Below are 22,203 nucleotides of genomic sequence, written 5' to 3' on the forward strand. Positions count from 1 at the left end.
GGATCTGCCGTATGCCGTCGCCATTGCAATTGAAAGTCGCCGTGATCGGGCTTGGCTCGATGGGATTCGGCATGGCGACCTCGCTGAAGCGCGCAGGCTTCGAGGTGACCGGATGCGACGTCTCGGCGGACGCGGTGGCGCGTTTCGTGGCCGACGGCGGCAAGGGCGCGACGACTCCCGCCGAGGCGGCTGATGGCGCCGACATCGTGGTCAGCGTCGTGGTCAATGCGGCGCAGACGGAAGCCATCCTGTTCGGCCCGGGCGGTGCTGCCGAAACCATGCCGAAGGACGCCGTGTTCGTCTCCTCCGCGACCATGGATCCTGACGTTGCGCGGCGGCTGGCGAAGCAGCTCGAAGCCACCGGCCGGCACTACCTCGACGCGCCGATCTCCGGCGGCGCGCAGCGCGCCGCGCAAGGCGAGCTGACGATCCTGGCCTCGGGCAGCGCGGCGGCGTTTGCCAAGGCGCGGCCGGCGCTCGATGCGATGGCGGCCAAGCTCTATGAGCTCGGCGATGCCGCCGGGCAGGGCGCTGCGTTCAAGATGATCAACCAGCTTCTCGCCGGCGTTCACATCGCTGCCGCCAGCGAGGCCATCGCCTTCGCCGCCAAGCAGGGCCTCGACATCCGCAAGGTCTATGAGGTCATCACCGCCTCGGCCGGCAATTCCTGGATGTTCGAGAACCGCATGCCGCACGTGCTCGACGGCGACTACACGCCGCGCAGCGCGGTCGAGATCTTCGTCAAGGACCTCGGCATCATCCAGGACATGGCACGCAGCCATCGTTTTCCGGTGCCGGTCTCGGCCGCCGCGCTGCAGATGTTCCTGATGACGTCGGCCGCCGGCATGGGCCGCGACGACGACGCCTCTGTGGCGCGGATGTATGCGCAGGTCACCGGCACGACGCTGCCGGGCCCCTCCAAGTAGCAGCACGACGAGTATTCACGCCATGCCCCGCTTCGCCGCCAATCTCTCGATGATGTTCACCGAGCATCCGTTCCTCGACCGCTTCACGGCCGCCGCCAAGGCCGGCTTCACTGCGGTCGAATTCCTGTTTCCGTATGACCATCCGGCCGAGGAGGTCGGCCAACGGCTGCATGGCAACGGCTTGACCCAGGCGCTGTTCAACCTGCCGCCCGGCAATTGGGATGCCGGCGAGAAGGGCTTTGCGGCGCTGCCGGAGCGCTTCGACGATCTGAAGGCGAGCCTCGAGACCGCGCTGCCCTATGCCATGGCGACCGGCGTGAAGCGGCTGCACATGATGGCGGGGATCGCCGAGCGCAGCGATCCGAAGGCGGTGGAGGCGTACTACAAATCGGTCGCATGGGCGGCCGAGTTCTTCGCGCCCCACGGCCTCGACGTCGTGATCGAGCCGATCAATCCGCGCAACGTGCCCGGCTACTTCCTCAACGATTTCGGCTTCGCCCGCGATCTGATCCGCGAGCTGAAGATTCCGAACCTGAAGCTGCAGTTCGACATCTATCATTGCCAGATCATCCATGGCGACGTCACGATGCGGCTGCGCGAGATGATGGACATCATCGGCCACATCCAGATCGCCAGCATTCCCTCGCGCAACGAGCCCGACGGCGAGGAGCTCAACTATCCGTTCCTGTTCGGGGAGCTCGACCGGCTCGGCTATGCCGGCTTCGTCGGCTGCGAGTACAATCCGCGCGGCCGCACCGAGGACGGGCTCGGCTGGTTCGCGCCCTACAAGGGAGTGAAGCCGTGAGCCTGAAGCTCGGCTGCATCGCCGACGACTACACCGGCGCCTCCGATCTCGCCAACACCCTGACCCGCGCCGGCCTGCGCACGGTGCAGACCATCGGCGTACCGGCTGATGACCTCACGCTGCCCGAGGTCGATGCCGTCGTGGTGTCGCTGAAGAGCCGCTCGATCGAGGCGTCGCTTGCCGTGGCCCGCTCACGCGAGGCCGACACATGGCTGCGCGCACGAGGCGCCGACCACGTGCTGTTCAAGATCTGCTCGACGTTCGATTCCACCGACGCCGGCAATATCGGTCCTGTCATGGACGCGCTGGCGGGCGATGCCGGTGACACGATCGTGCTGGTGACGCCGGCGTTCCCGGAAACCAGGCGGACCGTCTACCAGGGCAACCTGTTCGTCGGCGGCGTGCCGCTCAATGAGAGCCCGCTCAAGGATCATCCGCTCAACCCGATGCATGACGCCAATCTGGTGCGCGTGCTCGGCCGGCAGAGCCGACGGAAGATCGGTCTGGTCGATCTCGCCACCGTGGTGCATGGGCCGGAGGCGATCAGCCACCGGCTGCAGGAACTGGCCGGGCAGGGCATGGGTGCCGCGATCGTCGACGCCGTGTTCGATGCGGACCTGACCGCGATCGGTGCGGCCGCCTTGAAGAGCCGGGTCTCTGTCGGCGCGTCCGGCATCGGGCTCGGTCTGGCGCGCGCTTTGGTCGAGGCCGGGCGCGTGCATTCCCACGGCTTGGCGCATCACGCCGATGCCCCCGTCGGCGGCCTGGCCGCCTGCCTCGCCGGCAGCTGCTCGCAGGCGACGTTGCAGCAGATCGCGCAGGCCGAGACCATCATGCCGGTGCTGCATCTCGATGCGGCGGGTCTGGTCGCCGGTCCGGACGAGACGCAGCGCGCGCTCGCCTGGGCGCGTGAGCGCATCGCCAAGGGGCCTGTGCTGATTGCCTCCAGCGCGACGCCGGATCAGGTCAGCGCGCTGCAATCCAGGCACGGCCGCGAGGCGGCGGGGCACGCCATCGAGCAGGCGATGGCCGATCTCGCCGAGGGGCTGATCCAGGCCGGCGTGCGGCGGTTGATCGTCGCCGGCGGCGAGACCTCGGGCGCTGTCGTTGATCGGCTGGGGATTCCGGGCTTCCTCGTCGGTCCGGAGATCGCGGCCGGCGTGCCCGTGCTTCGCACGATCGGCGCCGACGCAGGCGACATGCTGCTGGCGCTGAAGTCCGGCAATTTCGGTGGGCCGCAGTTTTTCGCCGACGCGCTCGGGCTGATGCGCTAACTGCGCGTCGGCCGACTGCCGGCTGCGTCGGCCTGTGCCGGATTTTGGAACGACGTGCTGAGCCTCGGTCCCGATCTCATCATCTGCTTAGTTTGTGAGCCGTCGCTCGGCGCGGCAGCGCCGCCGTGCCGCCATAAGCATCGGGACGCACACTGAAAAAGCAGAAGTTTTTTGCGTGTAATGCCCGATAACTCCCGTAAATTAACGGTCTCTAGGGACCTCACCGCTATACCTCCGGTACGGACCGTCGCGTGACGCGTCCATCTGTGGGTAGGGCAATGAAACTGAATCGGATCGGCTACAAACTCGGGCTCGCTGGCGCCATCGGCGCATCTCTCGCCGTCGGCATGATCGCTAACCAGTTGATGGCGGAAAGAGCGGTCAACCACGCCAATCAGCAGGCCGAGCGCGCGCGGCGCGTCGTCGAGAGCGTGCTGTCGGCCAGCATCAACATGCAGCAGACCCAGCTCGGTGGCCGTTCGGCGCGGCTGGCGCGTGCGCCGGCCGAGGCAGAGAAGGCAGCCGCCGACATTCAGCAGTTCTCGACCGGGATGGTGACGGACATCGACGCCGCACTCGCCAACGTGTCGACCGCCGACAATCGCGCCCGGCTGACCCGGATCAAGGAGCTGATGACGAGCTATGCCGCGGGAGCGGTCGATCTCGCCGAGGCGCAGAAGAAGTTGCTGACGCAGATCGAAAAGCGCAGTGCTGTCTCCAACGACTGGAACACCAGCCTGAAGGCTCTGCTCGCCTCGCCGTCGCTGCCGAAGCTCGCCTTCCGCGAGCGGGTCGAGCGCCAGCTTCACGCTGCCGATGCCAAGTTGAACTACATGCGGTCGCAGGCCTGGCGGTTCGGTATGACTGGCGATGCCGCGACGATCCTGACGGTGAAGCAGACGGTGCCGGGGCTGAAGAGCTCGCTGACCGACGCCCGCATGCTGGCCGACGACCGCGAGATCCAGGCCACGATCACCAAGCTCAATGGCCTCGCCTCGGACTTCGTCGCCGCGAACGACGAGGTGGTGAAGACCGAGGGGATCAAGGAGGCCGTGCTGCGCGACCGCACGCTCATCTATCTCGGCGAGGCCGGCGAGCTGATGTCCTCTGCGATCCAGGACGCGCGCGCGCGCAACGCGAGCGCGCGGTTCGAGGCAGACCAGGTCGCCGCGCAGGCGAGCTATATCACGCTGTTTGTCGGATTGGCGGTTCTGTTGTCGGTGATCGGTTCGGTCGTGTTCTCGTTCCTCGGGATCGCGCGGCCGTTGACGCGGCTGAACGCGGCGCTCGGCGAGATGGCGCGCGGCCGGCTCGACATCGCCATTCCCGGCGCATCGCGGGGTGACGAAATCGGCGATCTCGCCAAGACCGTAACGGTGATTCGTGGCAATGCGGAGGAGAAGGCGCGCGCCGAGGCCGAGGAAAAGAGCGCGCAGGACGCGATCACGGCGCGCCAGCGCAAGGCCGACATGCAGCGGCTGGCCGAGCAGTTCGAAGCCGCGGTCGGCGAGATCGTGAACACCGTCTCGTCGGCCTCGAGCCAGCTCGAGCAGTCCGCCACCACGCTGACCCAGGCCGCGACGCGCTCGCAAGGCTTGACGACGGCGGTTGCGTCCGCCTCGGAGGAAGCCACGACCAACGTCCAGTCGGTGGCGTCTGCGACCGAGCAGATGGCCTCGTCGGTCACCGAGATCAGCCGTCAGGTGCAGGAATCGGCGCGCATCGCCAACGACGCCGTCGGCCAGGCCCGCACCACGACCGGGCGCGTCAGCGAGCTGTCCAAGGCTGCCACCCGCATCGGCGACGTCGTCGAACTGATCAACACGATTGCCGGCCAGACCAACCTGCTGGCGCTCAACGCCACCATCGAGGCCGCACGCGCCGGCGACGCCGGCCGCGGCTTCGCGGTCGTCGCCTCGGAGGTCAAGGCGCTGGCGGAGCAGACCGCGAGGGCGACTGGCGAGATCGGCCAGCAGATCTCGAGCATCCAGGTCGCAACGCAGGAGTCGGTCAGCGCGATCAAGGAGATCTCCTCCACGATCGAGAAGCTGTCGGAAATCTCCTCGACCATCGCAGCCGCCGTCGAAGAGCAGGGCGCGGCGACGCAGGAGATCTCGCGCAACGTCCAGCAGGCGGCGCATGGCACGCAGCAGGTCTCGTCCAACATCGCCGACGTCGAGCGCGGTGCGGCCGAGACCGGGTCGGCCTCGGCCCAGGTGCTCTCAGCGGCACAGGCGCTGTCCGGCGACAGCAACCGTCTCAAGCAGGAGGTCGCGAGCTTCCTCGGTTCGGTGCGGGCGGCGTAACGCCGAGACGCGGAAGCGGCCAACTCGGATTGCGCAGGGGATTAAAAGGCCGGAGCATCGAACGCTCCGGCCTTTTGCGTTGTCTCGCGTTGCATCGACGCCGGCAAACTAACCTGCGTAGTCAATCTACGTTTTTAACTTGTGTTAAGAATCGGCGCGTAGGGTCCGGACGTTCGCGGCCAACGCGCAGTCGAGTCCCACGGGCAGACGGCGCTTCTCTCGTTCGGTCGCATGGCACGAGACGACGCGTCGCACGGCAAGCCGGAGCGCGTTACCGATCTGGACGGGCAACGATCAGTTTTCGATCGTTGCTCCGTATTTGCACGGACATCGTCTTAACCAGACTTAATATTGGGTTCCGTAGCTTCCACGCGTGGGCTGCGGGCCCGTTTGCGTGACGACGAGGGCGAGCCCCCCGACCGTCGACGTGATCTGTCCCCGAGCGCCCCAAGCATGAGTCGCGCCCGTGGAGACTGACATGTCGTTTGCAATGCCTCATCGCCTCAAGCTCACCATCGGGATCAAGATCTACGCCCTGATCGGTCTGAGCTTCCTCGGTCTGATCGGCCTGACTGCCTTCAATTCCCGTGAGCTCGCTGCCGGCCTCAAGCAGCAGAAGCAGCTCGAGCTGCGGCATCTGACCGAGCTCGCGCTCGCCATCTTCGCCGAGGAGCATGCTGCCGCGCAGAAGGGGACGATCTCGGTCGCCGACGCGCAGAAGCGCGCTCTGGAGCGCGCCTCCCAGCTCCGCTATGGCGGCAACGAGTATTTCTTCGTCACGGACATGACCGCGAAGATGCTGATGCATCCGATCTCGACCAAGCTGATCGGGCAGGACGTCGCGGACATGAAGGATCCGAACGGCAAGAAGCTGTTCCAAGAGATGATCGACGTGGTTCGCCAGCATGGCCGCGGCTTCGTCGACTACGATTGGCCGAAGCCCGGCTCCGAGACGCCGCAGCCCAAGCTCACCCATGTCGCAGGCTTCGCACCCTGGAATTGGCTGGTCGGGACCGGCGTCTATATCGATGACCTCTCGGCTCAGGCCTGGGCCTCGACGCGGCAGTCGTTGATGGCGGCCGGGATCGTGCTGCTGATCCTGCTCGTCGTGTCGACGCTCGTCGGGCGCGGCATCACCAGCCCTCTGCATCGCATGACCAGCGCGATGAAGAGCCTCGCCGGCGGCCGTCTCGACGTCGAGGTCCCCGGCGTAGGACGCGGCGACGAGATCGGCGAGATGGCCGGCGCCGTCGAGGTGTTCAAGAGCAATGCGGTCGCACGTCACGCGCTGGAAGCGGAGCAGAAGGAAGCCGAGCAGCGGGCGCTGGCCCGCCGCAAGGCCGACATGCACAAGATGGCCGACGACTTCGAAAGCGCCGTTGGCGAGATCGTCGAGACGGTCTCGTCGGCTTCGTCCAGACTGGAAGTCTCGGCGGATACCTTGAGCAAGACGGCGGTCCGCGCCGGCGAGCTCGCAACCACGGTGGCGGCTGCGTCGGAGGAAGCGTCGACCAACGTGCAATCCGTCGCCTCGGCCACCGAGGAGATGACGTCCTCGGTCACCGAGATCGGCCGCCAGGTGCATGAATCGGCGCGCATGGCCAACGAAGCGGTCGAGCAGGCGAAGAAGACCAACGAGCGGGTGAGCGAGCTGTCGCGCGCGGCGAGCCGCATCGGCGACGTGGTCGAGCTGATCAACAGCATTGCCGGGCAGACCAATCTGCTGGCGCTGAACGCCACGATCGAGGCGGCGCGTGCCGGCGAGGCGGGGCGGGGCTTCGCCGTGGTCGCCGCCGAGGTCAAGGCGCTGGCGGAGCAGACCGCCAAGGCGACCGATGAGATCGGCCAGCAGGTGGCCGGCATCCAGGCGGCGACACAGGAATCGGTTGCGGCGATCAGGCTGATCTCCGGCAGCATCGAGCGGCTGTCGGAGGTTTCCTCGACGATTGCAGCCGCTGTCGAAGAGCAGAACGCCGCGACCAAGGAGATCTCGCGCAACGTGCAGCAGGCGGCGCACGGCACGCAGCAGGTCTCCGTCAACATCACCGACGTGCAGCGCGGCGCCACCGAGACCGGCTCGGCCTCGACCCAGGTGCTGGAGGCGGCCCAGGGGCTGTCGACAGACAGCAACCGCCTCAAGCGCGAGGTCAGCCGCTTCCTGCAGACGGTCCGCGCGGCCTGACAGGCCGGGGCAATCTCACTAGCTCAATTAACGATCCGACCAGCGTGTCTCAACGAGTTCAAATCCCGTCATGATGGCCTTCCTTGACCTCCGGCCCCGCCACGAGGTGGTGAACCGGATGCGATCGCTCGCGACTTCCTCGGTGATCATCCTCACCCTCATGCTCACGACCTCGGTCGGTGCCGCGCCCGGCGACAACCTCGCCGTCGTGCGCGACCTCGGCGGCAGGATCGGTCCCGCCATCGGAGCGGCCCTTGCCTGCAGCGAGATCCCTCGGCCGCGGATCCAGGCCATCATCGGCAAGTTCCAGGCCGTCATCCGGGAGGCGTCGAGCGACGACGGCGATCGCAACGAGCTGACGCGCGAGTTCGACCGCTCCATCGCCGACGGTCGCGCGGCCGTGGCGAGTGGCCGTCAGGACTGCCGGCGGGCCGAGCTTCAGCTCGCAGACATCGAGCGATCGATCGGCGCGCCCGCAACGGCGGCCGGCGCGCTGCCGGACTCTGCGCCCTCCATCGCTGCGGCTGGTGCGACGAGCGCCGTGCCTGCTCCATCGGTTCGCGGCGTCACGGAGCGCGACATCACGTTCGGCAGCGTCTTGCCACTGTCGGGCGCGAACAAGGAATCGGGTCGGCTGCTCAAGGTCGGCATCGAAGCCGCCTTCAACCGCGCCAACGACGCCGGCGGGGTCAATGGCCGGATGCTCAAGCTCGTCGTCGCCGATGACGGCTATGATCCGAACCGCACGCTCGACGCCATGAAGCAGCTCTACGAAAAGGAGCGCGTGTTCGGCTTCGTCGGCAGTTTCGGGACCGCGACGGCGGCCGTCGCGATCCCATATTCGCTCGAGCGCCGGATGCTGTTCTTCAGCCCCTATACCGGTGCGAACGTCTCGCGCCACGATCCGCCGGACCGCTACGTCTTCAACTATCGTCCGAGCTATTCGGAAGAAGCCGATGCGCTGGTCCGTTACCTGGTGAAGCTGCGCCGCGTGCCGCCACGCCAGATTGCGCTGTTCGCGCAGGACGATTCGTTCGGCGATGCAGGCTTTGCCGGCGTGGCAAAGGCGTTTCGCGTCCTCGGCCTCAGCGACGCCGCGATCCTGCGCGTCAACTACACCCGCAACACCGTGGATGTGGAGCCGGCGATCAACCAGCTCAAGGCCCAGAAGGTGCCCGTCCGCGCGGTCATCATGGTCGCGACCTCGCGCGCGGCGGCGAAGTTCATCGAAAAGGCGCGCGATGCGCTTCCCGGCGTCCTATTCGTCAATGTGTCGGCGGTCGGCGCATCGGCGCTTGCCAATGAGCTCATGCTGCTCGGTTCGCGCTACGCGGCCGGGGTCGTCGTGACCCAGACCGTTCCCGCCGTCTCCGGCTATTCGAGCGTGGTGCTCGACTACAAGGCCGCGCTGGCTCGACACTTCCCCGGCGAACCGCCGGACTACACCTCGCTCGAGGGCTACATCGAGGCGAGTATCCTGGTTCAGGCCCTGAAGCAGGCCGGTCCGCAGCTCGATACCGAGCGGCTGATCGATACGCTGGAGTCGATGCGCAACATCGATCTCGGTCTTGGCGCCTCGCTCAACTTCGGCCCCGCCGAACATCAGGCCTCGCACAAGATCTGGGGCACGGCGCTCGACGAGACCGGCGCCTATCAGCCGATCGAGCTGGAATGACGCGGCTATCGCCGGGGTGCAGCGCGGCTCCGGCGAGACCGGCTCGGCGTCGTCCCAGGTGCTCTCGGCGGCGCAAATGCTGTCCGGCGACAGCAACCGACTGAAGCTCGAGGTTGGACGTTTCCTGGACACCGTGCGCGCAGCCTGATCCCGGCGCGCAGATCCCGACCAGACCAGGGCGTGGCCGCGAGGCCGCGCCCTTTTTTCGTGGGCCGGTCGGCGCGGATGGCGGGCGAGGCAGCCGGCCAGGCGCGCGCGACCACCGATCGCCTCGGCGGGCTGTCGAAGGCCGCGACCCGCATCGGCAAAATCGTCGAGCCGATCAACATCACCGCCGGCCGAACCAACCTGCTGGCGCTCTTGCGCTTCCTGCAAACGGTTCGCACCGATTGATCCAGTTTCCTGCATCAACGGCGGCAACATGGTTGGGCCGTTCTGTCTGGCTCGTATCGAGGAGACACGCCGGCGACAGGTCTTGTGAGATTGCGGCCGTCCGTGAACGGGGTCCAGCGACCCGTATTTCAACGGTTGCGGCATTTTATCTTAGGTTAATCGGCGACTGCGACAATCGATGCATCGTTTGCAGCAAAATTAGTCATGCCGATGCCGGCATGACTCGCGGCCATCATCGTCGATTGAAAGACTCGCCATGCGTAAGAATTTGCCCGTCACCAACGTCGAGTATCCGATCACGGATGACACGCTGATCGTGTCCAAGACCGACACGAAGGGCAAGTTGACCTTCTTCAACCAGGATTTTGTCGATGCGGCCGGCTTCACCGAAGCCGAGCTGATGGGGCAGCCGCACAACATCGTGCGTCATCCGGACATGCCGCCTGAAGCCTTCGACAATCTCTGGACCACGCTCAAGGCCGGCCGTCCCTGGGTCGGCGCGGTCAAGAACCGCCGCAAGAACGGCGACTATTACTGGGTGCTGGCGACGGCGTCGCCGATCTGCAAAGACGGCCAGGTCGTCGGCTACACCTCGGTGCGCACCAAGCTGCCCGCCGACCAGCGCGCAGAGGCCGAGCAGGTCTATGCGGCGATCCGCGAAAAGCGGCCACATGGTTACAAGATCGACGACGGCATCGTCCGCCGCCGCTCGGTGTTCGACCATCTCTCGATGTTCACCGGCACGATCGCGGCACGGCTGCGAACGCTGGTCGGATTGCAGACGCTGTTCCTGCTCGTGCTTGGTGTCATCTCGTTCGGGGAGGGCGGGCTCGCCGGAATGACCGCCGTGGCGATTGCTGCCACCGGTGTCGTGCTGTGTGGCCTGGTCGGGCTGCGCACAATGAACGTGATCGTGGCGCCGCTCGATCATGTGAACGAGACGATGGAAAGCATCACCCAGGGCAAGCTCGACACCCGCATGCACATCGAGCGCGACGACGAGATCGGCCGCGCCTTGCGTAACCTGCAGACCGTCCAGACGATGGTGCGGTTCAACGCCAGGGAGCTCGGTGAGCAGGAGCGGCGAGCAGCCGCCTCGCGCAAGCGGGAGATGTCGGAGCTCGCCAACAGTTTCGAAGGCGCCATCGGCAACATCGTCAATACGGTGTCCTCGGCCTCCAGCGAGCTCGAGAGCTCGGCCAACTCGCTGTCGAGCACCGCCGTGCGAGGGCAGGAGCTTTCCACCACCGTCGCTGCGGCCTCCGAAGAGGCGTCGGCCAATGTTCAGGCCGTCGCCTCGGCGACCGAGGAGCTCACTTCGTCGGTCCGTGAGATCAGCCGCCAGGTGCAGGAGTCCGCGCGCATCGCCTCCGATGCGGTCGAGCAGGCACGCCGCACCAATGATCGTGTCGGCGAGCTGTCGAAGGCGGCGACCCGCATTGGCGACGTCGTCGAACTGATCAACACGATCGCCGGGCAGACCAATCTGCTGGCGCTCAATGCCACGATCGAGGCCGCGCGGGCGGGCGAAGCCGGCCGCGGCTTTGCCGTCGTCGCCTCCGAGGTCAAGGCGCTGGCCGAACAGACCGCCAAGGCGACCGGCGAGATCGGCCAACAGATTTCCGGCATCCAGGGGGCCACGCAGGAGTCGGTCGGCGCCATCAGGGAGATCTCGACGACGATCGAGCGGCTGTCGGAGATCGCCGCGACGGTGGCGGCCGCGGTCGAGGAGCAGGGCGCAGCAACCGCCGAGATCTCGCGCAACATCCAGCACGCCGCCGCGGGTACACAGCAGGTGTCCGCCAACATTTCCAATGTCCAGCGCGGCGCCAGCGAGACCGGCGACACCTCGGGGCAAGTGCTCAGCGCCGCGCGCCAGCTCTCCGGTGATAGCCAGCGTCTCAAGCAGGAAGTCAGCCGCTTCCTGCAATCGGTTCGCGCCGCCTGACCCAAGACATGACGAAGCGGAGGACAGCGGCCGAGATTGGCCGCTGTCGCATCCGATAGTCGAACGACACAGCCCTACCGATAGCCGCGGACAGAGCCGACGACGCCCCCGCGAACCACGTCGACGCTCATGCGTGCGCCGTTCGTCAGGCGGCGCCCCGCTCGACCGGATCATCCCCCACCGTTGCAGACTCCCCACACCTGACGCCCCGGCCAGAAAGGCCGTTGTCGCGCCATAATCCCGCTAAGGTGCGGAGATTAACTTGTGTTAGGCATTTATTCAACCGACGGTATATTTGAGTGGCAGGCAATGTGATTGCGGGTGGTTTTTCGCGAAGGACCCTGGTGCTATCGGCCGCGACGGCCGCGGCTGCTTTGGGTCTCGATGCGGGACTAGCCGTCGTTGCCGCCAAGCCGCACCGCCGCACTGAGGATCCCGCACGCGGCTATCGCCGGATCACGATCGGCGAGGCGGAGGTGATCGCCCTCTACGACGGCGTGTGGGAAAAGCCGCACGAGGCCGGCTTCATCAGCAATGCCAGCATCAGCGACGTGAAGGACGCACTGCGCGCCGCTGGTCTGAGCCCAGCCTTCGTCCCGGTCCCGATCTCCACCTTCGTGGTGCGGCTGAAGGGCAAGACCGTGCTCTGCGATGCCGGCGGCGGTGGTCAGGTGCAGGGCTACAATTCCGACTCGATCTTCGTTTCGGGTCGCATGCTGGACAATCTGAAAGCAGCCGGCATTCGCCCGGAAGACATCGACACCATCCTGATCTCGCACTTCCATCCCGATCATATCTTCGGCCTGCTCGGCGAGAACACCGACGCGCCGGTGTTTCCCACCGCCGAGATCATCGTGGCTGCGGCCGAGTACAAATTCTGGACCGATGCATCTCTGACCAGCCGGCTGCCGCCGTGGCGGCAGGCGCTGGCGCGCCGCATCCAGAGCGTGATCCCGGGCTGGAAGAACGTGCTGCCGGTCGAGGGCGAGGACGAGGTGGTGCCCGGCATCCGCTTCGTCAGCGTCCCCGGTCATACCCCGGGGCACACCGCGTTTCATCTCGGCTCCGGAGCGGAGCAACTGATGATCTCCGGCGACACCGCCTATGTGCCGGCGTTGTGCCTGCGCCATCCGGAATGGCACGGCGCCTATGACCAGGACGGCGCGGCTGCCGAGGTCAGCCGGCGCAGATTGCTCGATCGTATCGTTGCAGAAAAGATGTTGGTTTGTGGATCTCATTTTCCGTGGGCCGCGTTCGGTCGGCTCACCCGCGATGGCGCCCATTATGCGCTCGACCTGCTCCCCGCGTGATCCCGGACCGGCCTCGGAAGAGAGGTTCGGGATCGCGCCATGACGACGCATTATGAGGTGCTCGGCGTATCGCCGCGGGCCGATCTCGACACGATCAAGCGGGCGTTCCGCCAGGCCGCCAAGGCGCACCATCCCGACCTCCGGGGCAGCGCCGATGCGGCGTCGGAGCATCAGCTCAAGCTGATCATCGTCGCCTACAACGTGCTGCGCGACGCGGGCCTGCGTGCCGAATACGACGCCCATCTCGCCTCCGAGCGCGACCGCGTCCGCCGCGAACGCTGGGACGCCATCCTGCAGTTTACCGCGGCGACCGCCGTGCTCAGCGCGGTCCTGATCGGCCTCGAGATTCTGCTGTTGCCCTCCGCCGGTGACTGGATGAGCAGGCAGGCGACGCGCTCGATCGTGACACCGTCGCCGCAGGCCCGATCGGGGCCGCAGCGCAAGGTCGCAGGTGAGACCGTCCCGGCGCCTGCCGTCCAGGACGCGACCGGAGCCGTGCTCCCGGTGCCGCCTCCGGCGGCGGAGGCCCCCGCGCCGCCTCCGCCGGCAGAGCCGAAAGCGGCAGAGCCGGTCGTGCCGCCTGCGCCGATGACCGCCGCATCCTTGGTGAAGCGCGCGATGGACCGCAGCCGACAGGGCGATCTTGAGGGCGCCGTCGCCGATTTCGACGAAGCAATCCGGCTCGCGCCCCGCAATGCCGATCTCTATCACTACCGCGCCAAGGATCTGGTCCGCATGGGTCGCTTCGACCGGGCGCTTGGCGATTATGAGCGGGCGATCCGGCTGGATCCGCACAACCCGATGCTGTTCCACGATCGTGGACTTGCGTTCCAGCGCAAGGGAGATCTCGACGAAGCCCTTGTCGATCTCGACCACGCCGTGCGCATGGGCTTCAGCGATGCCGCAACGTACAGCGACCGGGGCACGGTGTGGCTGGCAAAGGGGCACTACGACCGCGCGCTCGCCGACTTCAACCAGGCGCTCAAGCTGGATCCGGAATTGGCGGTCGCGGCCGCCCGGCGTGACGAGGCGCTCGCGCGCAAGCGCGACCAGCAATTGGCGGGCGACGACAGCGCGCCTCCGGCGGCTGCGGAGACCACGGGCACGGTGCCTGCCAACGTGAAGCCCAGGCGAAGTGGGCGCTGAGCGCCGGCCCGTGATCCGCACTCGACATCCAGGACGCGGTGGGCAGCGTTGTGCTCACACCTGTCGGCGCGACCGTTCCATCGCGCGGCGGTTTGCGATCCAGGAGCGCGCCATGAGCGTCTACGTGTCCGTCACCGGCTTCCGCCCGCATCGCGGCCTCACGCGGCTGGCGCGATTCTGGTGGCACACGCTGCGCGCCGTCCGCCAGGCGCGTGCGGCTCCCGGGAATCTGCGCGTCGAGCTTCGTCCGGTGAATGGCATCTATCACACGCTGACGGTCTGGACCGACGAAGCCAGCATGCGCGCCTATGTCAGAAGCGGCGCGCACCGCCGCGCCATGATCGGCTTCCGCGACCTCGGTGGCGGCAGGACGCTCGGCTTCGCGGCGGAGCGCGATCCCGATTGGGAGACGGCCTATGCGCGCTGGCAGCACGAGGCGCGGGAGGTGTGAGGCGACGGAAGCGAACTAATTCGTCCGCCACTCCGGCACACCATCGGCGGCCATCGTGATCGTGCCGAGCGCGCCGACCGGCGACCGGTCCTGATCCATCAGCCGCGCCAGCGTGGCTGCGTCCTGCGCCGGCACGCGCGCCAGCGTGCGCGTGTCCTGCTCGGTGCGCAGCATCACCACGCCATGCTCGACCTCGCCGTTGCGATCGAACAGCGCGGTGAAGCTCTCGACCCTGCCGCCGCCGCCGGCCTCGCTGACGAACTCCGGCGTTGCGGCGCGATGCCGATCGGCCTCGGCCTGCACGCTCACCTCCTGCGACAGCGATGACGGCGGCTCGCGCGAGATCACCAGCGCATGATGCTTGGTGACGAAGCCGCCCTGGCCGTACAGCAGGCCGCGCCTGGCGCCGCCGCGCAGCCGCCGCACCATCGCGCAGGCGGCATGCGTCATGTAGGTGTTGAGCGGCGCGCCGAAGAAGGTCAGCCCGCCGGTGACGGTCGGCTCCACGTCAGCGCCGAGGCCGAGGATCCGCCGCGCCATCTTCGGCACGCAGGGAAAGCAGCTGTAGAGCTCAATGACGTCGAACGCCGCGCCGTTGCCGCCGACGATGTTCATCGCGGCCCGCAGCACGGCGTTCTGCGGATGACTTTCGGCGAACTGATCGCGCGTGAGGTAGTCGCGCGGATCCTCCGCCGATGCGCCGCCGAGCGGATAGATCATGCGGCTGTCGGCAATGCCCGCCGCACGCGCCTTGGCCAGGCTGGTCAGGATCAGCGCCGCGCCCATGTTGACCATGGGATTGGCGACCATCAGCTTGGTGTAGGGCCAGGCGATCGGGCGGTTGTCGGCCGACGGCGTCGTGATCTCCTCGGGCGCGAAGTGCCGCTTCAGCCAGGCGTTGGGATTGTAGGCGGCAACCGCGGAAAAGCGCGACCACAGCTCGCAGGATTCGGCGAGCGCCTGCCGCGTCGTCTGGCCCCATTTGGCTGCGCTCGCGACTTCGTAGAACGGATAGACCGTGACCGGACGGAACACGCCGAGCTTCACCGCCAGCGGCTTCTGGAATGCAGCGCCGCGCTTCGGCTCCTCGACGTCATGCGCGAACGGCGTCCACGGCAGGGGCACGCCGGCGCGTTCGGCCTTGGTCGCCGTCGATTGCGCCTCGGCGCCGCAGACCACCGCGACCTCGCATTCGCCGCGCGCGATGCGCAAGGCGGCCTCGTGCAGAAAGCTGATCGGGCTCTCGCCGCCGACGGGACCGTAGTGGCAGTGCGCCGGCGTCACGCCGAGCCGCTGCGCGAGAAGCTGCTCGGGATCGCGGTAGCGCCAGCTCAGGAAGTTGACGACGTCGAGCGAGCCGGTGTCCTGGATGAGCTTGGCGCCCGCGTCATTTTCCGCGCGGCGGATCGCCTGTTCGAGCAGCGCCAGCGGCTCGAGACCGTCGCCGATGTCCTTGGGGCGATCGACGATCTCGCCCACGCCGACGATCACGGGAATGCGGTCGGGGGGCAGGGGACTTGCAGTCATCGGCGTTTCCAGGAGCCGGCCCGCGACGGACCGTCATTGTTGTCTTGTCTCCGTTCTGTCATCGCAGGTTCGACCGCGCAATGCAGAAAATGCTGATGGCGCCCGCGCGCAGCGTGGCTTCCGCTCGACGGCATATGCGCCTAAAACGCTCGCTCCTGACGCTCACGCCGGAGTCTGCCGTGTCTGAACAGAACAGCTATGTGCCGCCCAAGGTCTGGACCTGGAACAAGGCCAGCGGCGGCCGCTTCGCCAACATCAACCGGCCGATCGCAGGTCCGACGCACGAGAAGGAATTGCCTGTCGGTCGTCATCCCTTGCAGCTTTATTCTCTGGGAACGCCGAACGGCGTAAAGGTCACAGTGATGCTCGAGGAGCTGCTGGCGCTCGGCCACAGCGGCGCCGAATATGACGCCTGGCTGATCCGGATCGGCGAGGGCGATCAGTTCGGTTCGGGCTTCGTCGCCATCAATCCCAATTCCAAGATCCCGGCGCTGCTGGATCGCAGCGGGCCGGAGCCGATCCGCGTGTTCGAGTCCGGCGCGATCCTGGTTCATCTGGCCGAGAAGTTCGGCGCCTTCCTGCCGACCGAGCCGGCCAAGCGCGCCGAATGCCTGTCCTGGCTGTTCTGGCAGATGGGGGCTGCGCCCTATCTCGGCGGCGGCTTCGGCCATTTCTATGCCTATGCGCCGACCAAGATCGAGTATGCCATCGACCGCTTCGCGATGGAGGTGAAGCGCCAGCTCGACGTGCTCGACCGCCGCCTGGCCGAAAGCGAGTATCTCGCCGGCCCCGACTACACCATCGCCGACATCGCGGTGTGGCCGTGGTACGGCGCGCTCGCCAAGGGCCTGCTCTACGAAGGCGGCGAGTTCCTCTCGGTGCAGGACTACAGGAATGTCCAGCGCTGGACCGACCAGATCGCGCAGCGCACCGCTGTGAAGCGCGGCCGCATGGTCAACCGCGTCTCCGGCGATCCCAAGAGCCAGCTCCACGAGCGCCACGACGCCAGCGATTTCGACACCAAGACGCAGGACAAGATCGGGCAGGCGAGCTAGAGCCGCGATCGGGCCTAAGACTTGCTGTCATGCCCCGCGCAGGTGGGGCCATCCAGCACACCGTAGCCTCTCCGTCCATCACGACTGTCCTTGGCAAAGGCGCGCCGAGGTTATCGCTGTACCGCAGGGAATTCGCCTGCGGCTCCATGGCCCGTATGAGCGCAGCGACATCCGGATTCACCGACACGGCGCGTGGGACCCCGGATGTCGCTGCGCTCATCCGGGCTATAAGTCCGTGGCGCGATCGAGGCGCACGGCCTAACAACGGTCAGTGCGAGAAGCGCAGCGACGAAGCCATCCAGAGTCGACGTGGGGCTCTGGATTGCTTCGCTTCGCGCGCATGACGACGAGACCCGCCAACCGGCCCCTTCGCCGGCACGACTCGCGCGCACTCCGTGGCCCGCGCACGGTCTTCAGTTTTGCCGCAGTGCGATGAGTCGCGATGGTTTGATCTCTGACGCTCATGTCTTTTCTTGTCACAAGAGAATCGTGCAACAATCATCTCTCGCTGCAATGCAGGCCGCGAGCCGACCACATCGTCTTGAGGTGATGACCCCGGGCGAGAACGACCACTCCGGAGGGAGAGCCATGATCGACAGACGTGATCTGCTCAAGGGAGCAGGGCTGGCGGCGCTGCTGGGCGGGTTTGGCGCGACTCGCGCGCTGGCCGAGGACACCGTGACGTTGCCCTTCGCCAACGGCGAGCGCCCGCTGGTGAAGTATCCGCAGAAGCGGCCGATGATCGGCCTGACCAGCCGGCCGCCGCAACTCGAAACGCCATTCGGGGTGTTCAATGACGGCGTGATCACACCGAACAATGCCTTCTTCGTCCGCTATCATCTGGCGGGCCTGCCTTACGATCTCGATCCGGACAAGTTCACGCTCGCGGTCAAGGGGAAGGTCGACAAGCCGCTCAAGCTGTCGCTCAAGGACATCCGCAAGATGAAGGCGACCGAGATCGTCGCCGTCAACCAATGCTCCGGCAACAGCCGCGGCTTCTTCGAGCCGCGCGTCGCAGGTGGCCAGCTTGGCAACGGCGCCATGGGCAATGCGCGCTGGCGGGGCGTGCCGCTCAAGGCCGTGCTCGAGATGGCGGGCGTCCAGACGGGCGCGAAGCAGGTCACCTTCAACGGTATGGACGGCCCGGTGATCGACAAGACGCCGGACTTCGTCAAGGCGCTCGACCTCGATCACGCCATGAACGGCGAGGTGATGCTCGCCTATGGCATGAACGGCGAGGACCTGCCGTTCCTCAACGGCTTTCCGCTGCGCCTGATCGTGCCGGGCTACTACGGCACCTACTGGGTCAAGCACCTCAACGAGATCACCGTCATCGACAGCGTGTTCGACGGCTTCTGGATGAAATCGGCCTATCGGATTCCGGACACGCCGAACAATGCGATCGAGCCCGGGACCGCGCCGAAGGCGACGATTCCGATCAATCGCTTTACGGTCCGTTCCTTCATCACCAGCGTGAGCGATGGCGCGAAGCTGAAGGCGGGCACGGCGACGCTGCGCGGCATCGCGTTCGACGGCGGAAGCGGGATCAAGCAGATCGCGGTCTCGACCGATGGCGGCCAGACCTGGACCGATGCCAAGCTCGGCAAGGACCTCGGGAAGTATTCCTTCCGGGAGTGGAAGCTGGCGGTGAAGCTTGCCCCGGGGTCCCACGATCTGAAGGTGCGGGCCACCAGCAATTCGGGCGAGACTCAGCCAGAGACGCCACGCTGGAACCCGGCCGGCTATCTGCGCAATGTCGTCGAAACCGTCCGCGTCACGGCCGCCTGAGGAGAATGACCATGCAACGGACGTCCTTCCTCCTCGCCATGCTGGCTGTCGGACTTGGCTGCCTTACCGGCACATCCGTCTCCCTCACCGCAGCACCGGTCAACTACAAGGTTCCGCAGGAGACGGCGGCCTTCAAGCCGGGGCCCGATCTCGCCGTCGTGCAGGGCAATTGCGCGGCCTGCCATTCCGCCGACTACATCAAGACGCAGCCGCCGATGAAGAACAAGAAGGAGTTCTGGCAGGCCGAAGTCACCAAGATGATCAAGGTCTATGGTGCTCCGATCGATGAATCCGATGTCGGCAAGATCGTCGACTATCTCGCCGCGACCTACTGACGTTTCGCGCCGGCGGAAGCCATCGAACGCTCAGCTGGCGCCCTTGGCCGGCGGGAAATCCATCCGGTCGTCGGTGCGGCAATAGCGGTCGGCGAACATGCGCCCGACAGGATGGAACAACTCCATCTCAACCCGCATCTTCTCGGTGTCCCACAATTCGTCACGGATGTGGAAGGCGAGGCCTTCGCCGAGCACCAGCACGCGATCGCCATTGACGTCGATGAGCTGCCAGGTCTTGCACTCCATCGCGAACGGTGCCTCCGCCAACCGCGGAACGCCGATCATCCGGGACGGTTTGAGCTTGAGCCCAAGGTGATCCGGCTCGCCGATCTCGGGCGGAAAGTCGCCGCCGGTCTCGTGCATCGCCTGCGCCAGGGGCTCGTCGGTGATGTGGACCACGAACTCGCCTGAGCGGCGGATGTTGACCAGCGTGTCCTTGATCCGGCCGTCCGGCCGCAGGTTGATCGCGAACACGCACAGCGGCGGGTCCTCGCCGAGCACGTTGAAGAAAGAGAACGGTGCGGCGTTGACCACCCCGGTCTCGCCTCTCGTCGTAACCCAGGCGATCGGCCGTGGCAGCACGAAGGAGGTCAGGATCTTGTAGCGCTCGCGCGGGCTGAGATCGGTGGCGAGGTATTCCATGTAGAGGCCTCTGATGCGTCGGTTCCCCGACCGTAGTGGGCCGTGACGCGATCCGGAAGCCAATAAAGCGGGCAAGGAGTGCGCCCCTCGGCGTCGTCGCGGGAAATTCCCATGTTTCCGGGAACGGCTCCGCCAGCGCCACGTTCGGACAGCACGGCAACTACAAATGGAGGTCGCCCATGAAACAAATGATCAGTCTGGTTGCTTGCGCATTCGTCGTCTCGGCCACGTCAGCGCTGGCGCAGGGCAGCCCACAGACCACGCCGCCGCCGAGTGCGCAGAATTCCGGAGCAGGCATCCAGGGCGCGCCTGGCAACAAGAACGGACCGGGCACTGAGAGGAAAGGCGGCACCGTCGGCTCGTCCACGATCAACCGCCATAATCCGGACGTCAGCGCTCAGGACCCGTCGAACATCAAGGGCATGCCGGGGAATAAGAACGGCCCACCGGCCAACAAACCGCAGGACTGACGCCTGCGATGGCAGCTGCGCAATCGCGCAGCTGCCATCGCACGCCAGCGCTGAGGTGTCGTCAGATCAGGGCAGGGCCGCTGCGCCGTTGGTCACGATCAGATTGTCGGTGTCTGCCGGGGCCAGTTCGCTTGTCGCATCGCCGCCGAGATATTTGTCGAGCGTCGCCTGGATCCGTTCCCGCGCCGTGTAGGGGCCGCGGTCGCTCATCCAGGTGTGCTGGAACTCGGTCTTGATGATGTCGATGCCGCTCTTCTTGTCGACATGCGTTGGCAGAACGCCGGGGTCGGTCTTGAACTGCGGATCATCCGAGCGGAACGACAGGATCTTGAGCTTGTCCCTGATAACGAAAGGAACGCGCAGATTGTCGAGCGTCACCACCTGCGAGACGATGTTCGGATGCTCCTTGGCGAAATACATCGCGGTGTCGCCGCCATTGGAGTGGCCGACCAGGGTCAGGTGATCGTAGTCGGCATTCGGATGACGCTTCTTCATCTCGTTCAGCACGCAGAGGATGTTGGCCTCGCCTTTCCGGTAGACGTCGAGCCGGCCGACATAAGGCATCCCGACCTTGGTGACGAGCGGCGGATCAGTGGGAAGGTCCTGCTGGACGCTGGCGACAAGGTAGCCGCGCGCGGCGAACACGTTCGCGAGGAAGGAGTACTCGGTGTTCTTGACTGTGTTGCCGTTGCTGATGATGGCGACCGGCAGCCGCCACAGCCCGGCATTGGCCTTCATCTCGTAGTCCTTGCGCACGGCGACATCGACATTGATCGACCGCTGCCGCGCGGCATCGAAGAACTCGCGGCTTTCGTGCTGAATGCCCCACTTGGCCATTGCAAAGTAACCGGCCACAGCCAGGGCAGACACACAGGCCAAAACCGTCACACCGCGCTTCATGGTATCCTTCCTTGGACGTCTCTCCGTTATGTGATGGACGACAACGCCCTGGTCACGGGGGTGTGGCAGCCAGGGGCGGATTAAATTTCCGAAATCTTGCAGTGCAGCACGGGAACAACCCGCGTTTGGTGAACCGGCGCACCGGCTCACCTCCACTCCGAGGAGTCAGAAAGCGGTATAGCCGCCGTCGATCACGAGGCAGTCTGCGGTGTGATAGGACGACGCCTTGCTCATGAGGTAGACGGCGATGCCGCCGAAATCCGACGGCTCGCCGAAGCGGCGCACCGGGATACGCGGCATGACATTGGCAACGAACTTCTCGTTTCCCATGATGCCTGCGGTCATGTCGCTCTTGATCCAGCCAGGCAGGATCGCATTCGCGGTGACGCCGTGGCGTGCGAGTTCGACGGCGAGCGCGCGGCACAGCGCATTGATTGCCGCCTTGGTTGCCGCATAGTGCTCGTTCCGCGCGGTGCCGAACAGCGAGGCGAGGCTGGAGGTCGCGACCAGGCGGCCGAACGGATCGCCGGCTTCGGCGCGCGCGGTCATGTGCTTGGCGGCGGCCTGGAAGGCATGGAAGACGCCGTCGAGATTGGTCGCGAACATTGTGCGCCATTCCTCCTCGCTGCGCTCGATGAAGGGCTTGCGGCCGCCGCCGCCGATGCCGGCGTTGGCAAAGCAGCCGTCGACGCGACCGAAGGTGTCCAGTGTCGCCTTCATCGCCGCGTTGACGGAAGCAGGGCTCGTCACGTCGCAGACATGGGTATCGACCCTGCCGGGCCCCGCGGCCATCGACGCCGCAGCCGCCTTGTTCTTCTCGGCGTTGCGGCCCCAGATCGAGACGTTGCAGCCACTGGACGCAAGTGCCTGGGCGATTCCGAGGCCTATGCCTCCATTGCCGCCGGTGACGACGGCCACACGGCCGGTGAGGTCGAACATGCTCATGGGGTTCTCTTGGGCGTTTCCGTGATGATGTGAGCGCGCTGCGCGCCGCTTCGGTTATTGGGATGATCCAACCATGGACAAGCGAAGCGCAAAAATCAAATATGCTGACAGAACCATGCCGCGCT

20 protein-coding genes are annotated in these 22,203 nt (G+C 66.2%); 16 read left to right on the forward strand and 4 right to left on the reverse strand.

What is annotated here, in order from left to right; all coding sequences use genetic code 11:
- The first annotated feature begins 11 nt into the window (after positions 1–11).
- From ltnD to QW887_RS11845, 12 genes are all read left to right on the forward strand, one after another.
- A complete protein-coding gene (gene ltnD / locus QW887_RS11790; protein WP_316164364.1) occupies positions 12–926 on the forward strand; it encodes an L-threonate dehydrogenase in 915 nt (304 codons plus the stop codon).
- 22 nt (positions 927–948) lie between these two features.
- A complete protein-coding gene (gene otnI, locus QW887_RS11795) occupies positions 949–1,731 on the forward strand; it encodes a 2-oxo-tetronate isomerase (protein WP_316194552.1) in 783 nt (260 codons plus the stop codon).
- Positions 1,728–3,005 (forward strand): 3-oxo-tetronate kinase, encoded by a 1,278-nt coding sequence (gene otnK / locus QW887_RS11800; RefSeq protein WP_315749163.1) that lies wholly within the window; start codon positions 1,728–1,730, stop codon positions 3,003–3,005. The genes otnI and otnK overlap by 4 nt, the downstream gene beginning before the upstream one ends.
- A 278-nt stretch (positions 3,006–3,283) precedes the next feature.
- The gene (locus tag QW887_RS11805; RefSeq protein ID WP_315749165.1) at positions 3,284–5,311 is read left to right on the forward strand and encodes a methyl-accepting chemotaxis protein; all 2,028 of its coding nucleotides are present in this window, start codon (positions 3,284–3,286) and stop codon (positions 5,309–5,311) included.
- 478 nt (positions 5,312–5,789) lie between these two features.
- Positions 5,790–7,493: a methyl-accepting chemotaxis protein gene (locus QW887_RS11810; RefSeq protein WP_315714951.1), complete on the forward strand. Its 1,704-nt coding sequence runs from the start codon at positions 5,790–5,792 to the stop codon at positions 7,491–7,493.
- Positions 7,494–7,611: 118 nt separating this feature from the next.
- Positions 7,612–9,168: an ABC transporter substrate-binding protein gene (locus QW887_RS11815; RefSeq protein WP_316194553.1), complete on the forward strand. Its 1,557-nt coding sequence runs from the start codon at positions 7,612–7,614 to the stop codon at positions 9,166–9,168.
- A 16-nt stretch (positions 9,169–9,184) separates the two neighbouring features.
- Positions 9,185–9,316 carry a hypothetical protein gene (locus QW887_RS11820; protein ID WP_409999235.1) on the forward strand — a complete coding sequence of 44 codons (132 nt, stop codon included), beginning with the start codon at positions 9,185–9,187 and terminating at the stop codon, positions 9,314–9,316.
- 32 nt (positions 9,317–9,348) lie between these two features.
- Positions 9,349–9,561, forward strand: coding sequence for a hypothetical protein (locus QW887_RS11825; protein ID WP_410052211.1), 213 nt, complete (start codon positions 9,349–9,351; stop codon positions 9,559–9,561).
- Between the two features lie 256 nt (positions 9,562–9,817).
- The gene (locus tag QW887_RS11830; protein WP_316174667.1) at positions 9,818–11,509 is read left to right on the forward strand and encodes a methyl-accepting chemotaxis protein; all 1,692 of its coding nucleotides are present in this window, start codon (positions 9,818–9,820) and stop codon (positions 11,507–11,509) included.
- A 344-nt stretch (positions 11,510–11,853) separates the two neighbouring features.
- Positions 11,854–12,819 (forward strand): MBL fold metallo-hydrolase, encoded by a 966-nt coding sequence (locus QW887_RS11835; protein ID WP_315714948.1) that lies wholly within the window; start codon positions 11,854–11,856, stop codon positions 12,817–12,819.
- 39 nt (positions 12,820–12,858) lie between these two features.
- The gene (locus tag QW887_RS11840; RefSeq protein ID WP_315714947.1) at positions 12,859–13,965 is read left to right on the forward strand and encodes a tetratricopeptide repeat protein; all 1,107 of its coding nucleotides are present in this window, start codon (positions 12,859–12,861) and stop codon (positions 13,963–13,965) included.
- Between the two features lie 112 nt (positions 13,966–14,077).
- On the forward strand, positions 14,078–14,416 hold the full coding sequence (locus tag QW887_RS11845; RefSeq protein ID WP_315714946.1) for an antibiotic biosynthesis monooxygenase: 339 nt from the start codon (positions 14,078–14,080) through the stop codon (positions 14,414–14,416).
- A gap of 15 nt (positions 14,417–14,431) precedes the next feature.
- On the opposite strand, the gene QW887_RS11850 is transcribed toward QW887_RS11845, so the two are convergent.
- Positions 14,432–15,943 carry an acetyl-CoA acetyltransferase gene (locus QW887_RS11850; protein ID WP_315714945.1) on the reverse strand — a complete coding sequence of 504 codons (1,512 nt, stop codon included), beginning with the start codon at positions 15,941–15,943 and terminating at the stop codon, positions 14,432–14,434.
- 134 nt (positions 15,944–16,077) lie between these two features.
- Here QW887_RS11850 and yghU point away from each other — a divergent pair, with 134 nt between their 5' ends.
- From yghU to QW887_RS11865, 3 genes are all read left to right on the forward strand, one after another.
- A complete protein-coding gene (gene yghU / locus QW887_RS11855) occupies positions 16,078–16,998 on the forward strand; it encodes a glutathione-dependent disulfide-bond oxidoreductase (protein ID WP_409977899.1) in 921 nt (306 codons plus the stop codon).
- Between the two features lie 588 nt (positions 16,999–17,586).
- Positions 17,587–18,786 carry a molybdopterin-dependent oxidoreductase gene (locus tag QW887_RS11860; RefSeq protein WP_315714943.1) on the forward strand — a complete coding sequence of 400 codons (1,200 nt, stop codon included), beginning with the start codon at positions 17,587–17,589 and terminating at the stop codon, positions 18,784–18,786.
- A 5-nt stretch (positions 18,787–18,791) separates the two neighbouring features.
- Positions 18,792–19,121: a cytochrome c gene (locus tag QW887_RS11865; protein ID WP_315714942.1), complete on the forward strand. Its 330-nt coding sequence runs from the start codon at positions 18,792–18,794 to the stop codon at positions 19,119–19,121.
- A 30-nt stretch (positions 19,122–19,151) separates the two neighbouring features.
- Here the strand turns inward: QW887_RS11865 and QW887_RS11870 are convergent, their stop codons facing one another.
- Positions 19,152–19,763 carry a flavin reductase family protein gene (locus QW887_RS11870; protein WP_315714941.1) on the reverse strand — a complete coding sequence of 204 codons (612 nt, stop codon included), beginning with the start codon at positions 19,761–19,763 and terminating at the stop codon, positions 19,152–19,154.
- A 179-nt stretch (positions 19,764–19,942) separates the two neighbouring features.
- Between QW887_RS11870 and QW887_RS11875 the strand changes: the two genes are divergently transcribed.
- Positions 19,943–20,233, forward strand: coding sequence for a hypothetical protein (locus tag QW887_RS11875; RefSeq protein ID WP_315714940.1), 291 nt, complete (start codon positions 19,943–19,945; stop codon positions 20,231–20,233).
- 66 nt (positions 20,234–20,299) lie between these two features.
- Here the strand turns inward: QW887_RS11875 and QW887_RS11880 are convergent, their stop codons facing one another.
- On the reverse strand, positions 20,300–21,133 hold the full coding sequence (locus QW887_RS11880) for an alpha/beta hydrolase (protein ID WP_315714939.1): 834 nt from the start codon (positions 21,131–21,133) through the stop codon (positions 20,300–20,302).
- A gap of 165 nt (positions 21,134–21,298) precedes the next feature.
- Positions 21,299–22,078 carry an SDR family oxidoreductase gene (locus QW887_RS11885; RefSeq protein ID WP_315714938.1) on the reverse strand — a complete coding sequence of 260 codons (780 nt, stop codon included), beginning with the start codon at positions 22,076–22,078 and terminating at the stop codon, positions 21,299–21,301.
- Positions 22,079–22,203: the final 125 nt, after the last annotated feature.

Source organism: Bradyrhizobium sp. SZCCHNRI3052, assembly GCF_032484895.1.
Taxonomy (GTDB): Bacteria; Pseudomonadota; Alphaproteobacteria; order Rhizobiales; family Xanthobacteraceae; genus Bradyrhizobium.

Coding starts and splice junctions, on each gene's coding strand:
- ltnD (WP_316164364.1), top strand. CDS start 12: ATGCCGTCGCCATTGCAATTGAAAGTCGCCGTGATCGGGCTTGGCTCG.
- otnI (WP_316194552.1), top strand. CDS start 949: ATGCCCCGCTTCGCCGCCAATCTCTCGATGATGTTCACCGAGCATCCG.
- QW887_RS11805 (WP_315749165.1), top strand. CDS start 3,284: ATGAAACTGAATCGGATCGGCTACAAACTCGGGCTCGCTGGCGCCATC.
- QW887_RS11810 (WP_315714951.1), top strand. CDS start 5,790: ATGTCGTTTGCAATGCCTCATCGCCTCAAGCTCACCATCGGGATCAAG.
- QW887_RS11815 (WP_316194553.1), top strand. CDS start 7,612: ATGCGATCGCTCGCGACTTCCTCGGTGATCATCCTCACCCTCATGCTC.
- QW887_RS11830 (WP_316174667.1), top strand. CDS start 9,818: ATGCGTAAGAATTTGCCCGTCACCAACGTCGAGTATCCGATCACGGAT.
- QW887_RS11840 (WP_315714947.1), top strand. CDS start 12,859: ATGACGACGCATTATGAGGTGCTCGGCGTATCGCCGCGGGCCGATCTC.
- QW887_RS11845 (WP_315714946.1), top strand. CDS start 14,078: ATGAGCGTCTACGTGTCCGTCACCGGCTTCCGCCCGCATCGCGGCCTC.
- QW887_RS11850 (WP_315714945.1), bottom strand. CDS start 15,943: ATGACTGCAAGTCCCCTGCCCCCCGACCGCATTCCCGTGATCGTCGGC.
- yghU (WP_409977899.1), top strand. CDS start 16,078: ATGCGCCTAAAACGCTCGCTCCTGACGCTCACGCCGGAGTCTGCCGTG.
- QW887_RS11860 (WP_315714943.1), top strand. CDS start 17,587: ATGATCGACAGACGTGATCTGCTCAAGGGAGCAGGGCTGGCGGCGCTG.
- QW887_RS11865 (WP_315714942.1), top strand. CDS start 18,792: ATGACCATGCAACGGACGTCCTTCCTCCTCGCCATGCTGGCTGTCGGA.
- QW887_RS11870 (WP_315714941.1), bottom strand. CDS start 19,763: ATGGAATACCTCGCCACCGATCTCAGCCCGCGCGAGCGCTACAAGATC.
- QW887_RS11875 (WP_315714940.1), top strand. CDS start 19,943: ATGAAACAAATGATCAGTCTGGTTGCTTGCGCATTCGTCGTCTCGGCC.
- QW887_RS11880 (WP_315714939.1), bottom strand. CDS start 21,133: ATGAAGCGCGGTGTGACGGTTTTGGCCTGTGTGTCTGCCCTGGCTGTG.
- QW887_RS11885 (WP_315714938.1), bottom strand. CDS start 22,078: ATGAGCATGTTCGACCTCACCGGCCGTGTGGCCGTCGTCACCGGCGGC.